Source organism: Pyxidicoccus fallax (assembly GCF_012933655.1).
GTDB lineage: Bacteria > Myxococcota > Myxococcia > Myxococcales > Myxococcaceae > Myxococcus > Myxococcus fallax.
The window spans coordinates 1-22,444 of sequence record NZ_JABBJJ010000061.1 but is presented as its reverse complement, the minus strand read 5'-3'; the positions used below and the strand labels follow the sequence as shown (position 1 = coordinate 22,444).

Here is a 22,444-nt window from a genome sequence, read left to right as displayed (position 1 = left end):
AGCCATGCCCAACTCGGAGACTTCGACGGAGACCGCCACGCTGCTCCTGGTGGGCAGCGAGCGGGAGTGCCAGCGGGTGGAGGAGGCGCTCGCCGCCGCGGGCGTGGAGGTGAAGACGGAGCGGGCCACCACGCCGGCCGCGGTGGAGACCGCGCTGTCGCGGACGTGGTCGCTCGTCCTGTGCGGCTCCGAGCTGCCCGGCATGGGCTTCGCCCAGGTGCAGGCGGTCTGGCGCAAGCACGGCAAGGAGCTGCCCTTCGTCGTCCTGTCGCGCGACTGGAGCGAGGAGACGCTGGAGGCCAGCGTGCAGGCCGGCGCGCTCGACTACGTCCCCGAGGACCGGTTCAGCCGGCTGGTCCCCGTGATTCGCCGCGAGCTGCGGATGACGGCGGACCGCCGCCGCCACACCGCCACCGCGGAGGAATTGCAGCGCACCAACTACATCATGGAGAGCATCATCGACGCGCTCCCCTTCGTCCTCTTCGTGAAGGACGCGGAGACGCGCCGGCTCGTGGTGGTCAACAAGACCTTCGCGGATGCCTTCAACGTGACGAAGCAGTGGCTGCTCGGGAAGCTGGACCACGACTACTTCCCCAAGGAGCAGGCGGACTCCTTCATCGCCATCGACACCGAAATCCTCGAGACGAAGAAGATGAAGTCCTTCGAGGAGGTGGCCCGCGCCGACGGCGTGGACCGCATCTTCGCCACCCGCAAGCTGCCGCTGGTGGACGAGCACGGCCACGCCCGCTACGTGCTCGGCGTCACCGAGGACATCACCGAGCGCAAGCAGCGCGAGGAGATGTTGCGCGCGTCGCAGGCGGAGCTGCTCGCCGCCAACAAGCAGCTGGCCGCCAGCCTGGAGGAAATCAAGCGCACGCGCGCCGTGTCCGCGCGCTCGCTGGCGTCCTACCAGCAGCGCGCGCTGCAGATGGAAATCATCCGCCAGCAGAACGAGGACCTGGACCGGCTGGCCCAGGAGCTGGCGGTGGCCAAGCGCAACGAGGAGGAGCGCGCCCGCGAGGCCGAGGCCGCCGCCCGCCTCAAGAGCGAGTTCCTGGCCAACTTCAGCCACGAAATCCGCACGCCGCTCAACGGCATCATCGGCTACTGCGACCTGCTCATGCGCGAGGAGGGCAACCGCCTCACCGCGCACGGCCGCAGGGACCTCAACGTCGTCAAGACGAACGCCAAGACGCTGCTCGCCCTCATCAACGACATCCTCGACCTGTCCAAGATTGAAGCGGGCCGCGTGGAGGTCGTCACCGAGGACGTGGACGTGCAGGAGCTGGCCGACGAGTGCATGGCCACGGTGAAGGAGTACCTCAAGGGCAAGGACGTGGCCCTCACCACGCACATCGACCCGTCGGTGCGCGTGCTGCGCTCGGACGCGCTGAAGCTGCGGCAGATCATGCTGAACCTGCTCAGCAACGCCGCCAAGTTCACCGAGTCGGGCGAGGTGGCGCTCAGCCTCGTGCCCAACGGCGGCGAGGTGGTGATGACGGTGGAGGACACCGGCGTCGGCATCCCCGCGGACCAGCTGCCCTTCATCTTCGAGAAGTTCCGCCAGGTGGACGGCTCCACCACGCGCAAGGTGGGTGGCACGGGTCTGGGGCTGGCCATCGTCCGCGAGCTGTCGCGCGTGCTGGGCGGCACCGTGGCCGTGACGTCCACGCTGGGCCGCGGCTCCACCTTCACCGTGCGCCTGGCCAACGCGCTGGAGACGCCCGTCAGCGGCATGGTGTCCGTGCCCGTGGAGCCCGTCGCCGTGCCCGTGTCCGAGGTGGCGCAGCACGTGGGCGGCGTGGCCCAGCCGGGCGGCACCGTGCTGGTGGTGGATGACGACCCGCTCATCCAGCAGCTCGTGGCCGGCCAGTTGGAGCCCGCGGGCTTCAAGGTGGTGACGGCCGCGGACGGCATCTCCGCCCTCAAGCGCGCCCGCGAGCTGAAGCCGCAGGCCATCCTCCTGGACATCCACCTGCCCAAGCTGGACGGCTGGTCCGTGCTCAGCCAGCTCAAGGGCGAGCCGTCGCTGTCCGGCATCCCCGTCATCCTCATCTCCGTGGAGGAGCAGCGCGCGCGGGGCTTCTCGCTGGGCGCGTGCGAGTACCTCGTCAAGCCGGTGGAGCCGGACCGGCTGGTGGAGGTGGTGCAGCGCAGCCTCGGCCAGGTCGCCGGCAGCTCCACGCACGTGGGCGAGGTGCTGGTGGTGGACGACGACGCCGCCACCCGCGAGCTCGTCAGCCGCAACCTGCGCCGCGCCGGCTTCTCCACCAACGAGGCCCGCAGTGGCGAGGACGCGCTCCTGAAGGCGCGCGTCTCCCCGCCCGCGCTGGTGGTGTTGGATTTGATGATGCCCAACCTGGACGGCTTCGAGGTGCTGCGCCGGCTGCGCGCGGAGAAGCTCCAGGTGCCCGTGGTGGTGCTCACCGGCAAGACGCTCTCCCACGAGGAGGAGGCGCTCCTGCGCGACGGCTTCGCCGGCTTCGTGAAGAAGGGCGGCCACGCGCTGGAGGACGTCATCGCCCAGGCCAAGGGCCTCTTGCTCTCACAGCGGGCCGCCAGCGTGGGCAAGCTGCCGCGCATCCTCTACGTGGAGGACAGCGCGCAGAACCGCGACATCGTCCGCCGCTACCTCGGCGGGCTCTTCGAGGTCATCGAGGCGGAGGACGGCGAGCACGGCCTGGAGCGCGCCACCCGCGACAACCCGGACCTCATCCTGATGGACCTCTCCCTGCCACGCCTGGACGGCTGGGAGGTGACGCGGCGGCTGCGTGCCCTGCCGTCCGCGGCCAACGTCCCCGTCATCGCCGTCACGGCGCACGCGGGGCGCGAGTACCAGGACAAGGCGCACGCGGCCGGATGCACCGCGTACCTCACCAAGCCCCTTGATCGTGACCAGTTGCTCGAGATGATCCGCAAGCATCTAGGGAGAACCCATGGCTGATGAAAAGGCACGCGTCCTGGTGGTGGACGATGACCCGGACCTGCTCGACCTCGTGCAGCGCTCGCTGAGCGCCTATGGGTTCGAGGTGATTACGCACACCTCCGCGCTGGGCGTCTCCAACCTGGTGCGCCAGTCGGAGCCGGACTTCGTCCTCATCGACGTGAACTTCCCCGCCCTCAAGGGCGACAAGGTCGTCAACCTGGCGCGCCAGTACGCGTCGTCGAAGACGAAGTTCATCCTCTACTCCGCGTCCGACGAGTCCAAGCTGCGCTCGCTCGCGCTCGCCTCCGGCGCGGACGGCTACATCTCCAAGAGCGTCCAGGGCGAGGAGCTCGCCAAGCGCCTCCACGCGTTCCGCCTCAAGCCCCGGCCGCCCACGCCGCCTACCCCGGCGCCGGCCACCTGACGTCGTCCCCGTCCCCGGGCCGTGGCGGCCCGGGGACCGCCGTCCCACCTTCCGAAGTTCCCCCCGCCTCCGGAGGGCCTCATGCACACGGCTTCTGATTACAGTCACGCGGCAAAGTTACGGACCGAACTCTCGGCGCCCCTGTTCAACCCGCTGCTGAAGAAGTGGGTGGGTCGAGGGGAGCTGGACTACGAGGTCTACCTCAAGACACCGGAGCTGCTGTCCCTGCAGGTGGAGGAGGGGCAGCGCGTCGCGCACGACGAGCTGATGTTCCAGGTGGTGCACCAGGCGCAGGAGCTGTGGCTGAAGCTGGCCTCGCGCGAGGCCGTGGAGCTGGTGGCGGAGCTGGACGGCGACTCCCTGTGGGCGGCGTCCGCGCGGCTGGAGCGGCTGTGCCGGGTGCTGCGCACGCTGGGCACGGAGCTGGCGGTGATGGAGACGATGACGCCGGACACGTACCAGGTCATCCGGCGCAGTCTCGGCAACGGCAGCGGGCAGGAGTCTCCCGGCTACAACACGTTCCGGCACGCGGCGGCGGGGCTGGAGGCGGCGCTGGAGCGGCTGCTGGCGCGGCGCGGGCAGACGCTGAAGTCCGTGTACACCGCGGGCGGGCCGGATGACCTGAAGCGCATCTGCGAGCAGTTCGTGGACGCGGATGAGGCCTTCCAGGGCTGGCTGTACGCGCACTTCCAATTGGTGCGGCGGACCATCGGCGTGGACCGCGCGGTGAAGGCGCTGGACGGGCTGCCCACGCAGGTGCTCGCGGGGCGGATGACGCTGCCGCTGTTCCGCCAGCTGTGGGACGTGCGCGTGGAGCTGACGTCCGCGTGGCGGCGCGAGGGCGGTGTGGCCCCGGGTACCAGTCGCGAGGGCTGCATGCACGCGGGCGCGGCGGTGTACGCGGCGGCGCGGGCCGGTGGCTGCCCGGCGCATGCGGCCTTCCCGCCCGTGGAGCCGTGACGGGCTCGATTCGCCATTTCGGGCTTCGGCGGCGCTGCCTCGGCGCTGCCTCCGGCTTCTCGCGGTAGAGCGGCATCACCTCCGCTCGCCCGCACGTCCGCCAGCAGCTCCATCCTGGCATTGCCCATCCGCATCGGTGCCGGGCCGCCGCCACACACGGCGCCCGCGCTACGCCTCGGAACTGTTGGGCCGGGCTCGTCACCCGCGGCGCCCTCGTCATGCCTCGGGACTGGCGGGAGCGGGCTCGCCGCACACACCCTCGTTACGCCTCGGGACCGCCGAGCGTTGGGACGGGCTCGTCACCCACGGCACCTTCGTCATGCCTCGGGACTGGCGGGAGCGGGCTCGCCGCACACAGCGCCCTCGTTACGCCTCGGGACCGGCGGGAGCGGGCTCGGTGGAGATGTCGTCGGGATGCAGGAGGCGCCGCGCGCCGTGCTCCTCTGCTGCCAGTGCCTCGCCGGCCTCCTCCAGCGCCTGTCTCAGCTCCGCAGCGGCGTCCGCGTGGCCGTAGTCGCCGCGCTCACTCAGCAGTCCGCACACCCGGTCCTCCACCTCAGCCGCCGAGGAGAAGCGCTCGGAAGGGGCACGGCGTAGCAGCCTCGCGAACAGCGCCCGTACGGGCTCGCTGAGCTTCTCCGCCGCCCACGCCACATCCGCCGGCGTGAAGGTGGCGGCCCGCAGGACGATGTCGTCGATGCCCGGCTCGCTCCAGACGTCCTGCGCTCGCCCGATGGCGTGGCGCAGCCGCTCCTGCTCGGCCCCTGGCAGTGCCGTCCACATGTCTCGCGCCAGCAGGTCGGGCGGGTTGAAGAGGTGCCGGCCGGTGGCGAACTCCAGCAGCACCAGGCCCAGCACGAACAGGTCGGAGCGCGCGTCCTCGTCCTCGCCCAGGAGCGCTTCCGGAGACGTGTAATAGCCATCACCGCGAGGGCGCGGCAGCCGCACCGTGCGCCGTCCGGGCAGGTGCGCCGATGCGAGCCCGAAGTCCATCAGCTTCGCCTTGCCGCTCAGCTTCACGCGGATGCGCGTGGGGTCGATGGCCCGGTGGACGATGCGCAGAGGCCGGTTGCTCACGTCGCGCCGGCCGTGTGCGTGTGCCAGCGCTCCCGCCACCTGCGCGCCGATGTGGAGCATGAAGGACTCGGAGAAGTAGCGCCCGCGCCCGTGGGCCACCGTGAGGAGGCTCTCCAGCGAACGGCCGCTGACGGCTTCCATGATGACGTGCAGTGCGCCCTTCGTCTCTTGCAGCCCGTGGACGCGGGCGATGTGCGGATGCACGAGGAAGGTGGCGAGCTGCACCTCTTCCTCCAGCCGCTTGCGCGCCTCGTGCGTGCCGGGGGTGAGCGCCGGAAGGGCCAGCGTCTTGACGATGACCCGGCCCAGGTCCTCCCCGCGCTTGCCGCGTCGCCGGACCAGCCGCACGCGCTCGCCATGGAAGCCCGTGCCCAGGTCCTGCACCCACTCGTAGGCGATGCCATCACGACGAAAGAGGACGTTGCCCGGCGGAGATACCGGGGGACGTGAGAACACCATGAGGGCGGACTCCACCGCGCGCGCAGGTCGGGAGCAGCGCGCGAACATGGTGAAGAGGATGCCAGCAGGCTGGGGGGAAGCTGAAGGACGGCCAGGGGGGGACGCGGCGGCTGTCGCAATCCGATTGCGATTCCACCAAGGCCCGCCCGCGAGGCTGTGTTTGCAAAGCGCATTTACATCAAAGGCACACCATCACCGCAAAAGCGCGGAGCTGCCCGAACCGCCCGCGTTGAAGACACCCGGGCCGCCTCTCGCCCCGAAGCGTCCCGGGCCCACCCGTCTCAGGCGCGGCCTCCCCGGTGCCCGGGCCCCGCCCCGCCCTCGCGGAGCGGAACCTCCATTCCGGACCTGAATGACCCGGGAGCGACATGGTGGGGAAAGGACTTGAAGCGCTGGAGCCTCGACAGGCCCCACTCCGGCCCGCCCTCGCGGAGCGGAACCTCCATTCCGGACCTGAATGACCCGGGAGCGACACGGTGGGGAGAGGACTTGAAGCGCTGGAGCCTCGACAGGCCCCGCTTTGGAATGGACGTTCCGTCTGGGTCGCCTTGGATGGAATGATGCTCGGGGCACGCAGTCCTTCGCGGAATGGAATCTCCATTCCGGCGAGCGACATGGAGGGCCCCCAGCGATGGCGGCGGTCCGGCAGGCCACACGGAATGGACGTTCCGTTCCGGGCAGGAGCCGTTGAGGACGACAGGCCACGTGCCCCGGCGCATGAAGGGAGCGAGCCTGGTACGTCACTCGGAATGGAGGTTCCGTTCCCGACAGGCACAGGGGCTCGTCGGCCACTCGGAATGGACGTTCCGTTCCGGCGAACGGCGGCCAGCGGGAGCTGACGGGTCCACGCGGAATGGACGTTCCGTTCCGACGAGCGGCGGCCGGAGGGAGCTGACAGGTCCACGCGGAATGGACGCTCCATTCCGAGCTGGGGCTGAGGACGGGCCTGCCCTCGTCCCCCAGTTCCTCCGCGGACGCTCGACGTCTCATCTCGCTTCCGCGAGGCCAGGGGCTCCGCGGCGAACTCCTTCCGCGCCTGGATGCTCCGGGGCAACCGCTCCTGACTCCGGGCCTGGCCGAAGCACACGGGGACAGGCGCCGTTTGCTACCGTCCAACACAGGAGGACGTCACCGCGTGTCACCACTTCCCGGGTTGGTTCTGGCGCTGCTGTCACTGGTCGCCTGGACGGAGGCGGCGGCCCGGCCGCCCGAGGAGCGCACGCTGCGCGCCCGCCGCGTCGTCCTGTCCGGAGCCACCGTGGACGTGCGCGTGGCGCCCGGCGTGCCCACCACGCTGAACTTCGACGCGGACCTCGACCCGCGCTCCGTCGCGCTGGATGACTCGGTCCGCGTGAAGCTGCTCTCGGTCGCCGCGCGAGCCATCACCCTCGTTCCCTCGACCGAGCTCGACGGTCCGGTGACGCTGCGCGCGCGCTTCGCGGATGCGGGCCTGACGTTGGCGCCCATCTTCTCGCTGCGCGCGGACCCGGCGGAGGTGGACGCGCAGGTGATGCTCTACCGGGACACACGCACTCCGGAGTTGTTGCTGGCGCGGATGGCCGAGTTGGAGGCGCGCGCCGCCGCGTGTGAAGCGGAACTGGCCGCGCGGCGCGATGGCGCCAGCGCCACCGGGCCGGCCGCGATGGTGCTCGCGGGCAAGCTCGAGACAGGTGTCCGGGCCAAGAAGGGAATGTGCGTGACTCATGCCGGCACGGGCGCGCTGGCGTGTGAAGAGACCTGGAGCTATCTCGCGAAGGAATGGGTGGTGGTCACCATCCGACTGAGGAATCGGTCGGACCAGCCGGCGTGGAAACCAGGAAGACTGTGGCTGGTTGGGGAATCCAACCTGGAGCGCATCGAAGCGCGCGCTGTGAGCATGGCGGCTGAAGCACTGGAGCCTGGCTCGACGGGGACCCTCGCCGTGGAGTTCCCTCCTCCGCCGCAATCCCCTCGGCAGGCCTGGTTGCTGGAGCTACAGGAATCAGACGGCGCCCGCCCCTCCCCCATCGCGCTCATCACGTTTGATATCGCGGACGCTTCCGCACCGAAGAAGGACGGACCATGACGACGGCGCAACCCTTCGGATTCCTCAAGGCCGGCGCACGCATCGACTCGTTTCGCGTCGTCAAGGCGCTCGGCGAGGGCGCGAATGGACGGGTGTTCCTGGTGCAGCGCCGTGGGCGGCGGTTCGCCCTCAAGCTGGCCCGGCACCGCGAGGCCAGCGACGACGCGGCGAACACCAATGCGCGCATGATGCGGGAGCTGGGCTGCCTCATCCACCTGGAGCATCCGAACATCATCCGCGCCCGCGCCTGGGGCCGCTTCCCGGACCTGGTTGAAGACTCCTGCTACCTCGTGCTCGACTATGTGGACGGCTGGACGCTGGCCGAGTGGCTGGAGAAGCAGCGCCCCACCTTCAAGCAGGTGGCACACGTCTTCATCCGGCTGGCGGGCGCGCTGGAGTACATGCACCGGCGCGGCGTCTTCCACCGGGACATCTCCCTCTCCAACATCCTCATCCGGAAGGATGACGGAGAGCCCTTCATCGTGGACTTCGGCGCGGGCGACCACGTCAACGCGCTGGAGCTGACGGAGGGGCCCCTGCCGCCGGGCACCCACCGCTTCCGCGCCCCCGAAGCGATGAGCTTCTGGCGCGACAACCAGCGCAACTGGGGCGCGCGTTATGACTTCCGCGCGGCGGATGACCAGTACGCCCTGTCCGTCTGCCTCTACGACGCCCTGACGGACGCGCACGCGGCGACGGCCACGAAGGACCGCGCCGTGCCGCGCATCCCCGTCAACAGCCCCACGATGGGCCCGCCACCCGCTCCCCGCTCGGCCAACCCTCGTGTGCCCGAAGCCTTGAGTGCCCTGGCGGCCCTGGCCGTGGAGCACGACACGGCAAAGCGCATCCCCACGCTGGAAGCCCTGCGCCTCGCCTTGGAGAATGGGACCGGAGAGGGCGGGCCGGAATGGGAGGCTCCGGTCTTCGAGTCCACGCCGGCGGCTCCAGGTGTGGCGCTGGAGAGCCGCTCCGCGGCGGTGAGCACGCGGCGGCGCAAGGTGATGGCGGCGGGTGCGACGTTGGTCGCGGCCATGGCGGTCCTGGCCCTGCTGCGCGAGCCATCACCTCGGCCCGTGGCGCTCCGCGGCCCGGCGGCCACGAGCGCATCGCCTTCGAGAGCAGCCGACGCGCCACCTCCTTCCCCCGCGACTCCTCCCGCTGTTGAAGTACCTTCGTCATCCTCCGTGGCCCCTGACCGGAAGGAAGTCCCCACCGTGAGTACCCCCACGCCGCCGCCCCGCCAGCTCGCTTCGAAGAAGCCCAGGTCCACATCCCCCACCTTCACCCCGGAGTTCCTTGCCCGGTGCGCGGGGCTCAGCCTCGTCGCGGCCGCGGAGCTGGGCTGTCCGGGAGCCCAGGTACAGCCCGCGCGGAGTACATGCCCACCTGAGGCCAAGGAGATGATGCGCCGGATGGGCATCAATGAGGGCGAAAGCTTCTTCCTCACCCTGGATGAGAGGCAGCCTTCGGGAGAAGCCACGGCAGGGGAGTACCGCACCGGTCGATACATCGGCCTGCTCAGAGGGAATGGGGAGGTGTACGAGAAGGGTTGGCGCGTCGAGGGCCAGCTCTGGATCGATGGGCGGCGCATCGTGGGCCGCTACACCCGGTTGCTTCCTCCCACCGCGGCCAAGGACATCGAGGGCAGGCCCCTGCCACACGCGATTCCCGTCTGCATCGTCCTGGGTGAGGATGAAGAGGGTTTCGGCAGCCGGTATACCGCGCCTGGTTCCACACCCGGTGCCATCATGATCGCCCGCAACGTGATTGGCCGATTCATCTACGGCGAGTGGACGCAACCCTGATGGATGCACGGGGCTGCGTGGGACGCGGCCCCTCGCGCGTGCCATCTCGCCCGCGCGGCCCATGCGAGCCGCGAAGCCTCGAACCCGAGAGGTGTGCCATGAAGCCCGAGCCCCCGACGCACTCTCCGCGCGCACTGTTGCACCTGATCTTCAATGGCGCGCGTGCGGTGGATGCCGTGGAGGCCGCGCTCCAGCTCGGGCTCCTGGACGCGCTGGAGCCGGGCCCCGTCACTCTCGGTGAGCTGGCCTCGCGCCACGGCCTCATCCCCGGCCGGCTCTACAAGCTCCTGGACTGCCTGGAGAGCCTCGGCCTCGTGCGCCGTGAGCAGCCGTCCGATGCGCTCGAGTCCGCGCGCTATCAAGCCGTCCCCGGCCTGCGCGCGGCGGCCGAGGCCGTGCTCGGCCCCCGCTCCCTGGAGAAGGACCGCGAGAAGTACGCGTGGCGCGAAATCCACGGGCGGCTCCCCGAGGTCCTGCGCGGCGAGCACGCCATGCCCGCCGCCGCCTTCGACTGGCCTCCGCGCACGCCCGAGCAGGTCGCGGGCTTCGAGGCCAGCATGGCCGCGGGCTTGCCCCCCATCCTCGAGACCTTCCGCACCCACGGCCCCCAACTGTGGCCTGGCGGCACGCGCCTGCTCGACGTGGGCGGCGGAGACGGCACGCTGGCCGCGCACCTCGTCCGCGAGCACCCCGGCCTCACCGTGGACGTCTACAACCTGCCCGCCACCGAGCCCCTCGTGTCCCGCACGCGCGAGCGCCATGGCATTCCGCCCGAGCGCCTGGGCTTCGTGGGCGGAGACTTCCTGAAGGAGCCCCTGCCGCGCGGCTACGACGCGCTGTCCTTCGTCCGCGTGCTGCACGACTGGCCGGCGGACACCGCGCGCGCGCTGCTCCGGGCCGCGTGGGAGGCCCTGCCCTCCGGAGGCCGCGTCCTCATCTGCGAGGAGTTCCGCACCCCGGAGCGCCTGGCCGCGCAGTTCTTCTGGTCCTACTTCCTCATCGGCGTGGACTCCTGCGTCAGCCGCCTGCGCGAGGTGGAGCACTACCTGCGCGTGCTGGACGAGACGGGCTTCACCCGAGCCGCCGTCCTGCCCGGCCCCTTCGAGCTCGTCGTGGCCTCGAAGCCCTGACGGCCGGTCGCGTTGACGCGTCCAGCGCCGCGCGCTTCACCGCCGAAATCCTCGGGCTGCCCGAGCCGCGCGTGAGTGGCTTCTTCCACGTGCTCCTGCTCGCGGATGAGGCCACCCTGGACTACGCCGAGCTTCCGCCTTCGATGGAGTTCCACGGCCACCACGTGGCCTTCCTCGTCTCCGACGCCGAGTTCGACGCCATCCTCGCCCGCATCCGCGAGCGCGGCGTCGCGCACTGGGCCGACCCGCGCAAGTCCCAGCCGGGGCAGATCAACCACCTCCACGGAGGCCGCGGCGTCTACTTCGACGACCCGGAAGGCAATCACCTGGAGTGCATCACCGCGCCGTACACGCTCGAGTAGCCCCGCCGCCAAGTCCTGGCGCGTCACATCCCGGTACCCGGCACCCAGTCAACGATGTCAGGGCTTCATCGTACGAAGGGGCGATTCCAGCCCCTCCCCGGAGGGCACACGCTGACTGGAAGCCCGAGGCGCTCATGCTCTCGAAGGATCAGCTCGACCTGTTGCGGGAAATCATCTTCCTGGATGCCGACGCGGCCGCCGCCCATGCCGCGGCCCTCTTGCGCGTGGAGCCGCCCTCCCTGCGGCTGCGCCTGGAGGCCTTCCGCAAGGACCACCTCCACCATCTCCACGCCCTCAATGCCTTCCTCGTCCGCCACGGCCAGCCCGAGGTGGTGACGTGCCTGGAGGTCCGTCACGGCCCGCTGGTGGGCTGTCCTCCCGTAAAAACGAAAGGGCCCCTCCTGACGGAGGCTGCACTCACGGCCGTCGCTGGCTGCGAGCACCTCGTGGACCGCAGCTACGCGTTGCTGCTCCGTGAAGAGTGGCCTCCCGAGGTGGAAACCCTCTTGCGCTGCCACCTGGCAGAGGAGCGCGAGCACGCCCTCTGGCTCCGCGAGACGCTCGGCAAGCGCCCCTGGGCGTCCACCCTGGCCGCCCTGCCTTGAGGCCCCCCGCCTGTTCCCTACCCTGGCACGTACCGTGCAATCATCTCAGATGAAGCAGTGAACAACGTGGTGGTGACGCAGTCCGACAAAGGAGAGGGACTCCGCATGAAGAAGCAGGGTTCACGCAGGTCGGATGAGAGCGCGGGGAAGGCCGTCCGAGGGTTGGTGTCCCCGGCGGCGGGCTCCGCGGCCTGGACGCCCCCGGCGAACAACGGCGAGGTGCGGGTGCCGGTGGACGAGGGCGTGGAGCTGCAGGGCCTCCTGCAAGTCCCCCCCGCCGCCACCGGTGTCGTGGTGCTGGTGCGGGGCCATGGCAGCAGCCGGCGCGGGCCGCGTGACTTGAAGATGGCGCGGCTGCTCCAGGCGGAAGGCCTGGGCACGCTGGCGGTGGACCTGCTGACGGCCGCGGAGGAAGAGGCGAAGCGCGAGCGGGACTTGCGCTTCAACCTGGGCCTCTTCGCCGGGCGGCTGGCGGGCGTGGCGCGCTGGCTGCGGCGCGCGCCCCGGACGAGCGGCCTGAAGGTGGGCTACCTCGGCTCGTACACCGGCGCGGGCGCGGCCCTGGCCGCCGCCGCGCTGCGGCCCGAGTACGTGGACGCGGTGGTGTGCCGCGGCGGAAGGCTGGCCCTGTCCGCGACGGTGCTGTCGCGGGTGCGCGCGCCCACGCTGCTCATCGCCGGCGGCGAGGACACTTCCATGCTGGAGCCGCACCGCCGCGCCTTCGGCCTGCTGAACACGGAGAAGCGGCTGGAGGTCATCCCCGGCGCCACGCACCACTTCGAGGAGCCCGGCGCCGGCTCGCGCATGGTGGAGCTGGCCGGACTCTGGTTCCTCCAGCACCTGGGTGCCTCCCACTGGGAAGAGGCGCACGCCGCGTCCCAGGCGCTGGGCGGCTGACGCGCCGGACACCTTGGGCCCGCCGCTCGGAAAAGGCGGCGGGCCAGGGCAGCTGGGGATGGCTGCCCTGGCCCTCCTGGGGGGACAACCCCGGCATGGGGGACGGCGCCCGAGGCGCCTGACGCCGAGGTTCACATCAGGGTGACACCGGGCCGGGCGTGCCGATACTGGCCGGGAGTCGAATGCCCTGGAGGACATCCCCCGGTGCGCCTGCCGCACGGTGCGCGGTGGCTCAGTGCCCCGCCTTCGTCTTCGTCCTCGCGCGAGAGAGCGGCTTGCGGCGCGGCCGTGCCCGGCCACCTGTCCACTTCGGGCTGCCGCTCGCCACGCTGGCCCCGGCCCTGGTGAGCCTCGTCAGGGTGCCCGGCGGCGCCGACCTCTTCGGCATCCCCCGTCAGGTGGCCTGACGCGCGCCGGCCGCCGCTAGACGCTGGCCGGGCGCTGCACGCCCAACTGGCACGCCAGCACCGCCAATTGCGTGCGGTTCTCCGGCCCCAGTTTCTTGTAGATGCTGGTGATGTGGGCCTTCACCGTGCGCTCGGTGATGCCCAGGCACGCGGCGATCTTCAGGTTGTCCGCACCCGCGGCGATGTAGCCCAGCACCTCGCGCTCGCGCAGCGTCAGCTTGCCCAGCTCGCCCACCGAGGACACCTCCGCCTGTTGCTGGAGGCCCTGGAACGGCGACGACCACGCCAGCCCCGCCGGCATCAGCCGCTCGCCGCGGGCCACCCGCTGCACCGCCTCCACCACCTCGGTCAGCCCCACGTTGTGCTTCCACAGGTAGCCGGCAGCGCCCGAGGACAGGCACTGCTCCACCGTGTCGATGTCCTGGTTCGCCGACATCACCAGCGCCTTCACGCCGGGGTAGAAGTCATGCAGGCACTGCAGCGCCGACAGCCCGCTGGCGGCCTCTTCCCGCCCTGGCATCTCCAGCCGCAGGTCCAGCACCGCCACGTCCGGTTGCGCCTCGCGCACCCGCGCCAGGAACGGCGCCGTCTGCCCGCAGCTCGCCACCACCTGCATCCCCGCCGCTTCCAGCACCGCGACCAGGCACTCCCGGAAGACCTGCTGGTCCTCCAGGATGGCCACGCGGATTGGCTCTGCTCCCATGGCTGTCGTCCTCTCGAAGTCTCGTCCGCCCCGTGGCCTGCTTCGGGGCTTGGCTCACGGATTCAAGATGTAACCCCCGAGGGCGATAACGCACGAGTCTCCTTCACGGCAGGCGGGCGCTCGCTGTTCAGGAACCGATGTTCAGGAGACGTTCAAGGTTGCCTGAACATCAGGTGACGTTGCTGGTTCGTCACGCCGGGCGGGCAGTCGGACGAGCACGCGTCCCAACTCCCGCACCACCAGGCGCCGGCGCTCGGGTTCCAGCCCCAGGCGCACGCAGCAGCCCTCCGCGTAGAAGAGCAGCTCCTCTCCCTGCTGCCGGGCGAGCTGCCCCCACCGGAGGTCTCCCGCCGGCCACTGCTCCGCGGCTTCCGCCAGCCGCGCCAGCCGTCCCTGCACGGACAGGCGGGCCCGCGACGGCAGGGACTCCATCATGGAGGTCAGCGCGGAGTGCATGTGGATGGCGTAGGACATGGAGGTGGCACGGGAGTTCGGGGACCTGGCACCTGTACACAGGATGAGGTGGCGAACCTCCCATCGGAATTGGACCTGGGAACGAGGGGCCCCGACGTCCCACCGCGTCAATTCCATGGCCTCTCCGCCGGGTCCTGCCTTGCCGGGTCCCATCCGGTGCGTTGAGCGCGCATGGCCGCCACGTGCTGCCGCACCCGCGCGGCCTACCTCGCCCCGCTGGAGAGAGACCCGAACGAAGTCACCACGCGCATCTCCTCCATGCTCATCAAGCTCACCCTCCTCTTCCGGGACAAGGAGGTGTGGCCGGGCCTGGAGTTGTGGAACCGGGCCGCCGGCTGGATGTGGGGCTACAAGGAGCAGGACGTCGCGGGCAAGAAGCTGTCCGCGCTGGGGCTGCCGGGCCTGAGCGCCGACCTGCTCGTGGAGCAGAGCGCCCGGATGCGCAGCGGTCGCTCCGAGTGCGAGTCCGCCAACAACGGCGTCATCGAGGCCCTGGACCAGGACCCGGTGCACGTGCGCGCCCAGGTGATGCCGCTGCGCAACCCCATCGGCGAGGTCCAGGGCCTCCTCTACGTCGCGCACGACGTCACCGCCATGCACGGCCTGGAAGGGCCCTCAGCGCGGCCCGCAGCGCCTCGTCCGCGCCCTTCCGCTGTCCGGCGAAGAGCGCCTGGCTCGTGTAGCCGTGTCCCGTGCGGCACCGGAACCGCAGCAGGCCCTCGTCGTTCATCTCGAACAACACCCCGCCACAGTCCGGTCAGGCGAGGTGAGAGGGCTTCCCGTACCTCGGCGGCTCACCGACCACCGTGTCCTCTTCCGGCGTGACGGTCTTCACTTCCGCCTCCATCTGCTGGGAGGGGCGCTGGCGGCCCACCACGCGAGGCTTCACCGGCGTGACCACCAGCCGCTCCTGCAGCGGCCCCAGCTCCTTCAGCCGCACGCGGTGGGCCACCTGGACGTACTCCAGCGCGCTGCGGGGCATGTCCGGGCAGAGCGCGTCCGCCGGGTCCTCCACCACGGCGATGTCCGTTCTCCTTCGGCCCCCGCACCACCCGCACCTTCCCGGGCTCCACGAGGAGGTGTCTGTCATTGGGCGCCGCGTAGAGCGAGCCCGGCTTGAGCGCCTCGCCGTCCCTCGGGTGCTTCGCCGGCAGCGTGCTGGCATGCGTGAGGATGGCCGGCAGCACGCTCTCATGCCGTGGCTGTGGCGCCAGGTACGGCACCATCAGCACCATGCCCGGAAGGGTCTCCGGGCAGCTGCACCGCCACGGAGGTGAAGGCGTCCACTCACTCCCCCATGGAGCCCCCAATGACGATGATCTCGGGCGCCCGTCTCCTCATTCCATCCGCCTGAAGCCATGCACCGGGTGGCGCGCCACCCGCCCCTTTTCGAACTGCGCGGGTTTTGCGGGGACATTTATTGCGCTCGGGCGCTTTTTGATGCCGGGGGGGGTGGCGACACGCGCACGCGGGTGCGGGATACTTCGCGAGGGGCCCGCCCCTGGCGATGGCGTCAGGCGCGCGGGCGTGGACCCATGCCACACACTGATGGGGGAGGCGTCATGTCGGAGATGAAGATCCGCATCCTGGTGGTGGACGACGACCAGGACCAGCTCGCCCTGGCGGAGCGCACGCTGTCCGCGTATGGCTTCGACGTGCGCACGCATCGCTCCTCGCTGGGCGTGTCCAACCTGGTGCGCACGTCGGCGCCGGACCTGGTGCTGCTGGACGTGAACATCCCGGCGCTCAGCGGTGACAAGGTGCTGGCGCTGGCGCGCGCGCAGGCGCCCGCGAGCACCAAGTTCATCCTCTTCTCCGCCTCGGACGAGTCCAAGCTACGCGCGCTGGCGCGGGCGTCCGGCGCGGATGGCTACATCTCCAAGAGCGTGCAGGGCGAGGACCTGGCCCAGAAGCTGGAGGCCATCCACCGGAAGAGCCGCGTGGCCGAGCCCGCCTCGGCCGCCCGGTAGCGCGGGCGCCAGGGCGCCACGGTGACACCCCTCAGCCCCCCGGAGCGGAGCGCGGCAGCCACACGGTGAACGTGGTGCCCTCCGCCCGGGAGGAGCGCGCCTCGACGCGGCCCCCGTGGGCCTGGGCAATCTGCTGGACGATGAAGAGTCCCAGTCCCAGACCGGACTTCGGGCGGCCCTCGTCGGCGGCCTTCCGGAAGGGCTCGAAGAGGTGCGGCAGCAGCTCCGGGGGGATGGGCGCCCCGCCGTTGTGCACCTCTACGCGGACGGCGTCCCCCTCGTCGCGCAGCACGAAGTCCACGGGGATGTCCTCGGGGCTGTAGTCCAGCGCGTTCTTGCCCAGGTTGCCCAACAGCTGCGCGAGCCTGTCGGCGTCCCACGTCCCCTGGAAGCGCGCGCCCCGCGTCTGCAGCCGCAGCGTCCGCCGCGGATTGCCGGCCTCCAGCTCCTCCACCACGTGCTCGCAGATGGCGCGCAGGTTGGCCGGGCGCGCGTGGATGGGGATGCCGCCGCCCAGCCGCCCGCGCGTGAGGTCCAGCAGGTCGGAAATCATGCGGCTCATGCGCTCGGCGCTGGTGGCGATGCGGCGCACGTTGCGCAGGGAGTGCTCCACCCCGCGGTCGGAGCGCGTTATCGCGTCGACGGACAGGAGGATGGCGTTGAGCGGGTTGCGCAGGTCGTGCGAGACGATGCCCAGCAGGCGCTCGCGGAACTCCGCCGTCTGCCGCAGCTCCGCCTCGGCGCGCCTCTGCTCGGTGACGTCGGTATTCACCGCGACGGCGCCCACGATGGCGTCCCCGATGCGCACGGGAGCGGCGGCGCAGCGCACCACCAGGTCCTCCCCCGTCCGCAGGTTGCGGGTGCGGACCTCCTGGGTGATGGGCTGCCCCCGGAAGGCCCGCATGAAGGGCTCCTCCTCCGGCGTGAGCCGGTGGCCGTCCTCGACGGAGCGGTTCTGGAGCCGCTCTCCCAGCAGGGCCACGTTCTGGTTCAGCTCCTCCAGCGACTGGAAGCCCAGCATCTCCAACGCCGCGGCGTTGGCCTGCTTGATGCCGGTGGCATCGCCCACGTACAGGGCGTCCGGAATGCTCTGGAGGATGGCCTCGAGGATGGCGGTGCTGCGCGCCAGCGCCTCCTGGGTGAGCGCCTCCGCCCTGCGTCGCGTCCGCACCAGCTCCGTCACGTCCGAGGCGACGGCGATGACGGCCTCCACCCGGCCCTGGCCATCGCGCAGGGGCTCGTAGACGAAGTTGAGGTACACGTCCTCGGTGGCCCCGCCCTCCAGGCGTGCCAGCCGGGCGGGCAGCTCCGTGCCGACATAGGGCACGCCCGTGGCGCGCACCCTGTCGAGCAGCGCCTCGAAGCCCTGTTCCGCGGCTTCGGGCAACGCCTCGAACAGGGGTCTGCCGAGGACCTGCTCGGGACGGCGGCCCCAGATGCGGCACACGGAGGGGTTGGCCAGCTCGACGACGTAGCGGGGCCCCTGGAAGATGGCGATGCCCGTGGGGGCCTGGGTGAAGAGCGTCTGGAGCCAGGCGCGCTGACGCTCGGCCTCCACGCGGGCCCGGGCGACCTGGGCCAGGGACTCCTCCCGGGCGCGCACCGCCTCGCGCAGCTCCTGGTTCGTGGCCTGGAGCTCCTGGGTCCGCCGCAGCAGCTCCATCTCCAGGTTGCGGTTCTCCAGGGTCGCCGTGTGCGCCCGCTCCTCCTCGCGGTCGCGGACCTGGCGCATCAGGTGCGTCACGTCCTCCACCCGGTGGAGGAGGTAGAGCACCTCGCCTCGGGCGGAGAGCACGGGGGTGGTGGTGGGGCTCCAGTACCGCTCCTCGAAGCCGCCCCCTTCCGCCTCGGCGCGCCGGAGGTCGTACTTCTGTATGGCCATGCTGTCCGGCGCGCGGGTGGCCCGCGCCCGCTCGAGCGAGGCGCGCAGGTCGCGCCTCCCCGTGGCGCCCGGGTCCGCCGGGTTGTGGGGGAACACCTCGAAGAGTCCGCGGCCGAGGAGGCCCTCGCGGCTCGTCCGGGTGGCACGCAGGTAGGCGTCGCTCACCGCCAGGATGGTGAAGTCCGCGTCGGGGGCGAGGACGAGGTAGGCGCCCGGGCTCTGCTCGAAGAGCTGCTGGTAGTCGACGGGGGGCGGCGAAGGCATGGTGCTGGAGCGCACGCCGGAGGAAGGGACGTGCGCAGGCCCGTGAGCAACAGTGGGAGCGCCGCGCGGCCCCCGGCAACCGGCTCCGGGCCACCCGGGCGAGCGGCCGCCCGCCCAGGAAGCATCACGCGCCGCTTCGGGGCGCTCCCGGCTCCAGCAGCTCCGCCACTTCCAGGTAGACGCCGCGGAAGTCCCCGCTCGCGCCGATGAGCCGCAGGTTCTGCGCGAGCCCGCCGGTGGCGCGGAAGAACATCACCGCCTCCGCGGGCGGCTTCACCTTGAGGAAGCGCGGCGCGTTGCGCGCGAAGTGGTTGCGCAAATCCCGGGTGATTTCACACGTCGCGTAGTCGTAGGGCGTCACGCGCATGGGGCGCCCGGCGATGTGGAGAATCTCGCGGATGAGCTCCTCGGCCTCGGCGTCCGGCAGCTCGGTGGTGAAGCCCACCTCCCTGCTGAGGCCGAGCACGTCCATGGTCTCCAGCCGCATGGCCTGCAGGAACATGCGCTGGTTGGCGTCCACGAAGCGCGGGGTGAAGCGCTTGATGCTGCCGAAGTCGAGCAGGCCCAGCCGCCCGTCCGGCATCACCATGAAGTTGCCCGGGTGCGGGTCCGCGTGGATTTCCCCCGCGAGGAAGAAGGGCCCGTAGGTGGCGCGGATGAGCTGGCGCGCCACGCGGAATCTCGCCTCCGGTGAAGGGCTGGTGACGACCCAGTCCTTGAGCGTCAGCCCCGGCAGCAGCTCCAACGTCAGCACGCGGCCGGTGCTGTGGCTGGAGATGACCTCGGGGACGTAGAGGTCCGAAAGCTTCGCCACGCTCTGCTTGAAGCCCTGGGCCAGCGAGGCCTCGCGGCGGTAGTCCAGCTCCAGCAGCAGCTCGTCGCGGAACTCCTGGAAGTAGGCGGAGCCGTCCATCAGCTTCGACGCCTTGGACACCGTCTTCACCAGCATGCCCACGTTCTGGAGGTCGTGGGCCATGGAGTCGGCGATGCCGGGGTACTGCACCTTCACCGCCACCGGGCGGCCGTCGGGCAGCACGGCGCGGTGCACCTGGCCCAGGGACGCGGCGGCCAGCGGCTCGTGGCTGAACTCGCGGAAGGCCTTCTCGGGCGGGGCGCCCAGCTCCTCGCGCACCACGCGGGACACCTGCGCGGGGGACATGGCGGGGGCCTGGTTCTGCAGGCGGGCGAGCACCTGCCGCACCTCGGGGGTGAGCAGGTCCGGGTCCATGGAGATGGCCTGGCCCAGCTTCATCGCCGCGCCCTTCATCTCGCCCAGCGTGGAGACGAGGGCCTCCGCCGCCCCCTTGCCGAGCAGCTCCGGCGCGCCGCCCGCCAGCCGCTTCGCGCTGTTCTTCAGCACCTCCGAGCCCACCTGCATGGAGAGGCCCGCCAGCTTGCGCATGCGGGTGAAGCGTCCCTGCGGAGGCAGCGTATCGTCGGAGTTCGAGCCCATGGAGTGAGGTGGATTAACGGGGAGCCGCGCGCGGGACGCAAGGCGCGACGCCGTGTCCACCGTGCCCGGCCGGGCCACCAGGAGCCGAGCGTGCCTCCTCGGCTGGCCAGCAGCCGGGCGAGTCAGCCCGTACGGCCCCGAGGTGGGCACAGGAGGCCCGGCGTGTGCGGGTTCACCTCGGAGGCGGGCACAGCGGCCGTGCTGGCCGGGAGCCCGGCGCGTTGCCCACGCCTACCGGGGCGCCGGCGTGTTGCCGCGCAGCCGGACGCGGAGGGAGCGCCAGCGCTTGAGCCCCTCCAGGTCCAACGGGTCCACGCGCACCGCGGCCTCGTAGGCGGCGAGCGCCTCCTCGAGCCGGCCCACGGACGCGAGCGCGTCACCGGACAGCCGGTGCACGGCGGCGCGGCCGTCGCGCCCCGGGTTGGCGGCGAGGAAGCGGCGGCGGCAGTTCTCCAGCGCGGTGACGGTGAGGCCCGCGGCGAGGCAGCGCTCCACGCCCTCCGCGTTGCCCAGCGACGCGTCGTACTCCGCGCGCCGCTCCACGTGGCCAAGGATGTGGAAGGCCGCGGCCACCCGCTCCTCGGCCCGCTCCAGCTGCGCGCGCTGGCCCATGGACAGCTCGCGCGATTTCAGGGGCTCCAGCGCCGCGCGTGCCTTCTGCGCGGCGGTGCGCACCACCTCGTGCGTGGCGTCCCGGGGCAGCTCCAGCGCGGTGTAGTGGTCCCCCGACAGTCGCGAGCGGAAGCCCTTCAGCGAGCGCTCCGCGACGGCGTCCTCCTGCCCGGACACGGACACCGGCACCGGCGTGGGCGGCTCCAGCCGCGCGCCGGACTTCATCCGCACCAGCGCCTCCTGGAAGGCGGGCGAGTTGTCGCGCAGCTGCACGCCGAAGCCGGGCGCCATGCGCCACGCGCGCGCCTGCTCCGCGGTGACGTGGCGCACCACCTGCCCCGTGCAGGCCAATTCGCCCCCGGGCAGCCGCAGCAGCAGCCCCACGTCGGAGAGCAGCTGCGGCGGAGGCGCGTCCGAGTGCAGGAAGAGGCCGGCGCGGCCCACCCACTCGCAGCGCAGCTCCTGGGAGTGCGGCGTACCGGCCACGCGCACCCGCGCGGTGAAGGTGGCGGGCGCGGCGGGCTCGGCCACCGCGGTGAGCGACGCGACGAGGGCCGCGCGCAGCTCCGCGGCGCTGGCGTACCTGTCTTGAGGGCGCTTGGCCAGCGCGCGCAGCAGCACCCGCGACAGGGCCGCCGGCACGCCGGGCCGCACCTGGTGCGGCGGCACGGGCGTGCGCTGCAGGTGGCCGATGAGCACCTCCGCCGCCGTGCGCCCCGCGAAGGGCACCTGCCCGGTGAGGAGGAAGTAGCCCATGACGCCCGCCGCGTAGATGTCCGTGCGCGCGTCCACCGCCCCGTCGCCGCACTGCTCGGGCGCCATGAACTCCGGCGTGCCCAGCAGCATGCCGGCCTCGGTGGTGAGCTGGCCCGCCGGCCGCGACAGCAGCTTGGCGATGCCGAAGTCCAGCAGCTTCACCCGCTGCCGCCCCTGCGGGCCCGGCACGAGGAAGACGTTGGCGGGCTTGAGGTCGCGGTGGACGATGCCGTGCACGTGCGCGGCGCCCAGCGCGTCACACACCTGCGTCAGCAGGTCCACCGCCAGCGCCGGCTCCAGCGGCCCCTGCGCGAAGGACGCCAGGCTCTGCCCCTCCAGGTACTCCATGACGAGGTAGGGGCGCCCGTCGCGCGTGTCCAGGTCGTAGAGCGTGACGACGTTCTCGTGCTGGACGAGCGTCAGCGTGCGCGCCTCGGACAGGAAGCGCGCGACGAGGTCCGGGTCCTGCGCCAGGTGCGCGTGCAGCACCTTGATGGCCACCCGCTTCTGGATGAGGGCGTGCTCCGCCAGCAGCACCGTGCCCATGCCGCCACGGCCCAGCTCCTTCAGCAGCCGGAAGTGGCCGAGCTGCTTGCCCACGAGCTGGAAGGGCGTGGGCACCGGCGTGGGCGGCACCGCGACGACGCCGCCCGGCGCCGCGCCCGCGTAGAGCAGCGTGCCCCCGTCCACGGGCGTGTCCCGATGCGCGCGCACCCACGTGGGGCACTCGCTCAGGTCGGCATGGGCGGGCATGCAGGAACAGGTGGCGATGGCGGATTGGGCGTACACGGACTGGGGGTGCTTGGTAGTTGCGGGGAACAACAGGGCGGCGGGAACCAATGCGAGGTACGTGCCACGCGTGATTCAAATCCGCCCGCACGGGGCGTCCATGGCAAGGGGTTGATCTGGTTCGGATTTCGGACAGAGCCGGGAGCGCCTCTTCCCGGTGGGTCCCTGCATGCCCCCCCTTTCCAACCGCAGAAACTACAGCCAGCCGGTTGAAAACATTACCGCCTCCCTCCCTGCGGGAGGATGTTCTTCCGGCCTCCTGATAACGCGCTGGGTGCGGTTTGTTGGGCCGGAGACGGCGCTATTGCGCCTGGGGCCCCTGTAGCCGGGAAAGAGCCGGAAGCCGTGTGCGGTGGCGCCAGCTCCCCGCGGGGGCGCAAGGCGTGCGCGGCACGGACGGCGTGGTCCGGGTGGGAGGGGCTTC

19 protein-coding genes and 1 pseudogene are annotated in these 22,444 nt (G+C 71.3%); 12 read left to right on the top strand and 8 right to left on the bottom strand.

From position 1 onward, the window contains the following. Positions 1-4: 4 nt before the first annotated feature. The 3 genes from HG543_RS15450 (at position 5) to HG543_RS15440 (ending at position 4,310) form a co-directional block, all read left to right on the top strand. Entirely contained in the window at positions 5-2,944 is a 2,940-nt protein-coding gene (locus HG543_RS15450; protein WP_169345528.1) for a response regulator, read from the top strand. After that, complete coding sequence (locus tag HG543_RS15445) at positions 2,937-3,350, top strand: response regulator (RefSeq protein WP_169345527.1); 414 nt, start codon at positions 2,937-2,939, stop codon at positions 3,348-3,350. The genes HG543_RS15450 and HG543_RS15445 overlap by 8 nt, the downstream gene beginning before the upstream one ends. A gap of 81 nt (positions 3,351-3,431) precedes the next feature. Then, positions 3,432-4,310, top strand: a complete 879-nt coding sequence (locus HG543_RS15440) for a tryptophan 2,3-dioxygenase family protein (protein WP_169345526.1) — start codon at positions 3,432-3,434, stop codon at positions 4,308-4,310. A 366-nt stretch (positions 4,311-4,676) separates the two neighbouring features. Here the strand turns inward: HG543_RS15440 and HG543_RS15435 are convergent, their stop codons facing one another. Then, positions 4,677-5,846 (bottom strand): protein kinase domain-containing protein, encoded by a 1,170-nt coding sequence (locus tag HG543_RS15435; protein WP_169345525.1) that lies wholly within the window; start codon positions 5,844-5,846, stop codon positions 4,677-4,679. A 1,135-nt stretch (positions 5,847-6,981) separates the two neighbouring features. Between HG543_RS15435 and HG543_RS15430 the strand changes: the two genes are divergently transcribed. From HG543_RS15430 to HG543_RS15400, 7 genes are all read left to right on the top strand, one after another. After that, positions 6,982-7,911, top strand: coding sequence for a DUF2381 family protein (locus tag HG543_RS15430; RefSeq protein ID WP_169345524.1), 930 nt, complete (start codon positions 6,982-6,984; stop codon positions 7,909-7,911). Next, entirely contained in the window at positions 7,908-9,716 is a 1,809-nt protein-coding gene (locus HG543_RS15425) for a serine/threonine protein kinase (protein ID WP_169345523.1), read from the top strand. Before HG543_RS15430 ends, HG543_RS15425 begins: the two co-directional genes overlap by 4 nt. A gap of 98 nt (positions 9,717-9,814) precedes the next feature. After that, positions 9,815-10,846 carry a methyltransferase gene (locus tag HG543_RS15420; protein WP_169345522.1) on the top strand — a complete coding sequence of 344 codons (1,032 nt, stop codon included), beginning with the start codon at positions 9,815-9,817 and terminating at the stop codon, positions 10,844-10,846. 71 nt (positions 10,847-10,917) lie between these two features. After that, the gene (locus tag HG543_RS15415; RefSeq protein WP_343073364.1) at positions 10,918-11,208 is read left to right on the top strand and encodes a VOC family protein; all 291 of its coding nucleotides are present in this window, start codon (positions 10,918-10,920) and stop codon (positions 11,206-11,208) included. 134 nt (positions 11,209-11,342) lie between these two features. Continuing rightward, the gene (locus tag HG543_RS15410) at positions 11,343-11,813 is read left to right on the top strand and encodes a hypothetical protein (protein WP_169345521.1); all 471 of its coding nucleotides are present in this window, start codon (positions 11,343-11,345) and stop codon (positions 11,811-11,813) included. A gap of 105 nt (positions 11,814-11,918) precedes the next feature. Next, entirely contained in the window at positions 11,919-12,710 is a 792-nt protein-coding gene (locus tag HG543_RS15405) for a dienelactone hydrolase family protein (RefSeq protein ID WP_169345520.1), read from the top strand. Positions 12,711-12,937: 227 nt separating this feature from the next. Beyond that, positions 12,938-13,117 (top strand): hypothetical protein, encoded by a 180-nt coding sequence (locus HG543_RS15400; RefSeq protein ID WP_169345519.1) that lies wholly within the window; start codon positions 12,938-12,940, stop codon positions 13,115-13,117. 16 nt (positions 13,118-13,133) lie between these two features. Here the strand turns inward: HG543_RS15400 and HG543_RS15395 are convergent, their stop codons facing one another. Next, on the bottom strand, positions 13,134-13,820 hold the full coding sequence (locus tag HG543_RS15395) for a LuxR C-terminal-related transcriptional regulator (protein WP_169345518.1): 687 nt from the start codon (positions 13,818-13,820) through the stop codon (positions 13,134-13,136). Between the two features lie 141 nt (positions 13,821-13,961). Further along, on the bottom strand, positions 13,962-14,294 hold the full coding sequence (locus HG543_RS15390; protein WP_169345517.1) for a hypothetical protein: 333 nt from the start codon (positions 14,292-14,294) through the stop codon (positions 13,962-13,964). A gap of 171 nt (positions 14,295-14,465) precedes the next feature. On the opposite strand from HG543_RS15390, the gene HG543_RS15385 reads away from it, so the two are divergent. Further along, positions 14,466-15,119, top strand: coding sequence for a PAS domain-containing protein (locus HG543_RS15385; RefSeq protein ID WP_169345516.1), 654 nt, complete (start codon positions 14,466-14,468; stop codon positions 15,117-15,119). Here the strand turns inward: HG543_RS15385 and HG543_RS55330 are convergent. Beyond that, positions 15,052-15,312 carry a hypothetical protein gene (locus HG543_RS55330; RefSeq protein ID WP_246357047.1) on the bottom strand — a complete coding sequence of 87 codons (261 nt, stop codon included), beginning with the start codon at positions 15,310-15,312 and terminating at the stop codon, positions 15,052-15,054. The two genes, HG543_RS15385 and HG543_RS55330, sit on opposite strands and share 68 nt — an antisense overlap. Before the next feature lie 61 nt (positions 15,313-15,373). Then, positions 15,374-15,520: pseudogene (locus HG543_RS57000) on the bottom strand (chemotaxis protein CheB); the annotation flags it as partial. A 336-nt stretch (positions 15,521-15,856) separates the two neighbouring features. Between HG543_RS57000 and HG543_RS15375 the strand changes: the two are divergent. Beyond that, positions 15,857-16,264 carry a response regulator gene (locus HG543_RS15375; protein WP_169345514.1) on the top strand — a complete coding sequence of 136 codons (408 nt, stop codon included), beginning with the start codon at positions 15,857-15,859 and terminating at the stop codon, positions 16,262-16,264. Positions 16,265-16,295: 31 nt separating this feature from the next. On the opposite strand, the gene HG543_RS15370 is transcribed toward HG543_RS15375, so the two are convergent. From HG543_RS15370 to HG543_RS15360, 3 genes are all read right to left on the bottom strand, one after another. Continuing rightward, positions 16,296-18,410, bottom strand: coding sequence for a PAS domain-containing sensor histidine kinase (locus HG543_RS15370; protein ID WP_169345513.1), 2,115 nt, complete (start codon positions 18,408-18,410; stop codon positions 16,296-16,298). 124 nt (positions 18,411-18,534) lie between these two features. Further along, the gene (locus HG543_RS15365; RefSeq protein WP_169345512.1) at positions 18,535-19,863 is read right to left on the bottom strand and encodes an ABC1 kinase family protein; all 1,329 of its coding nucleotides are present in this window, start codon (positions 19,861-19,863) and stop codon (positions 18,535-18,537) included. Between the two features lie 231 nt (positions 19,864-20,094). Further along, complete coding sequence (locus tag HG543_RS15360; protein WP_169345511.1) at positions 20,095-21,984, bottom strand: serine/threonine-protein kinase; 1,890 nt, start codon at positions 21,982-21,984, stop codon at positions 20,095-20,097. Positions 21,985-22,444: the final 460 nt, after the last annotated feature.

Excerpts from the sequence above, each read along its gene's own strand:
- HG543_RS15420 (WP_169345522.1), top strand. The coding sequence starts at position 9,815 with ATGAAGCCCGAGCCCCCGACGCACTCTCCGCGCGCACTGTTGCACCTG.
- HG543_RS15390 (WP_169345517.1), bottom strand. The coding sequence starts at position 14,294 with ATGTCCTACGCCATCCACATGCACTCCGCGCTGACCTCCATGATGGAG.
- HG543_RS15410 (WP_169345521.1), top strand. The coding sequence starts at position 11,343 with ATGCTCTCGAAGGATCAGCTCGACCTGTTGCGGGAAATCATCTTCCTG.
- HG543_RS15370 (WP_169345513.1), bottom strand. The coding sequence starts at position 18,410 with ATGCCTTCGCCGCCCCCCGTCGACTACCAGCAGCTCTTCGAGCAGAGC.
- HG543_RS15395 (WP_169345518.1), bottom strand. The coding sequence starts at position 13,820 with ATGGGAGCAGAGCCAATCCGCGTGGCCATCCTGGAGGACCAGCAGGTC.
- HG543_RS15365 (WP_169345512.1), bottom strand. The coding sequence starts at position 19,863 with ATGGGCTCGAACTCCGACGATACGCTGCCTCCGCAGGGACGCTTCACC.
- HG543_RS15440 (WP_169345526.1), top strand. The coding sequence starts at position 3,432 with ATGCACACGGCTTCTGATTACAGTCACGCGGCAAAGTTACGGACCGAA.
- HG543_RS15445 (WP_169345527.1), top strand. The coding sequence starts at position 2,937 with ATGGCTGATGAAAAGGCACGCGTCCTGGTGGTGGACGATGACCCGGAC.
- HG543_RS15435 (WP_169345525.1), bottom strand. The coding sequence starts at position 5,846 with ATGGTGTTCTCACGTCCCCCGGTATCTCCGCCGGGCAACGTCCTCTTT.
- HG543_RS15385 (WP_169345516.1), top strand. The coding sequence starts at position 14,466 with ATGGCCGCCACGTGCTGCCGCACCCGCGCGGCCTACCTCGCCCCGCTG.
- HG543_RS15425 (WP_169345523.1), top strand. The coding sequence starts at position 7,908 with ATGACGACGGCGCAACCCTTCGGATTCCTCAAGGCCGGCGCACGCATC.
- HG543_RS15405 (WP_169345520.1), top strand. The coding sequence starts at position 11,919 with ATGAAGAAGCAGGGTTCACGCAGGTCGGATGAGAGCGCGGGGAAGGCC.
- HG543_RS15360 (WP_169345511.1), bottom strand. The coding sequence starts at position 21,984 with ATGCCCGCCCATGCCGACCTGAGCGAGTGCCCCACGTGGGTGCGCGCG.
- HG543_RS15375 (WP_169345514.1), top strand. The coding sequence starts at position 15,857 with ATGTCGGAGATGAAGATCCGCATCCTGGTGGTGGACGACGACCAGGAC.
- HG543_RS15450 (WP_169345528.1), top strand. The coding sequence starts at position 5 with ATGCCCAACTCGGAGACTTCGACGGAGACCGCCACGCTGCTCCTGGTG.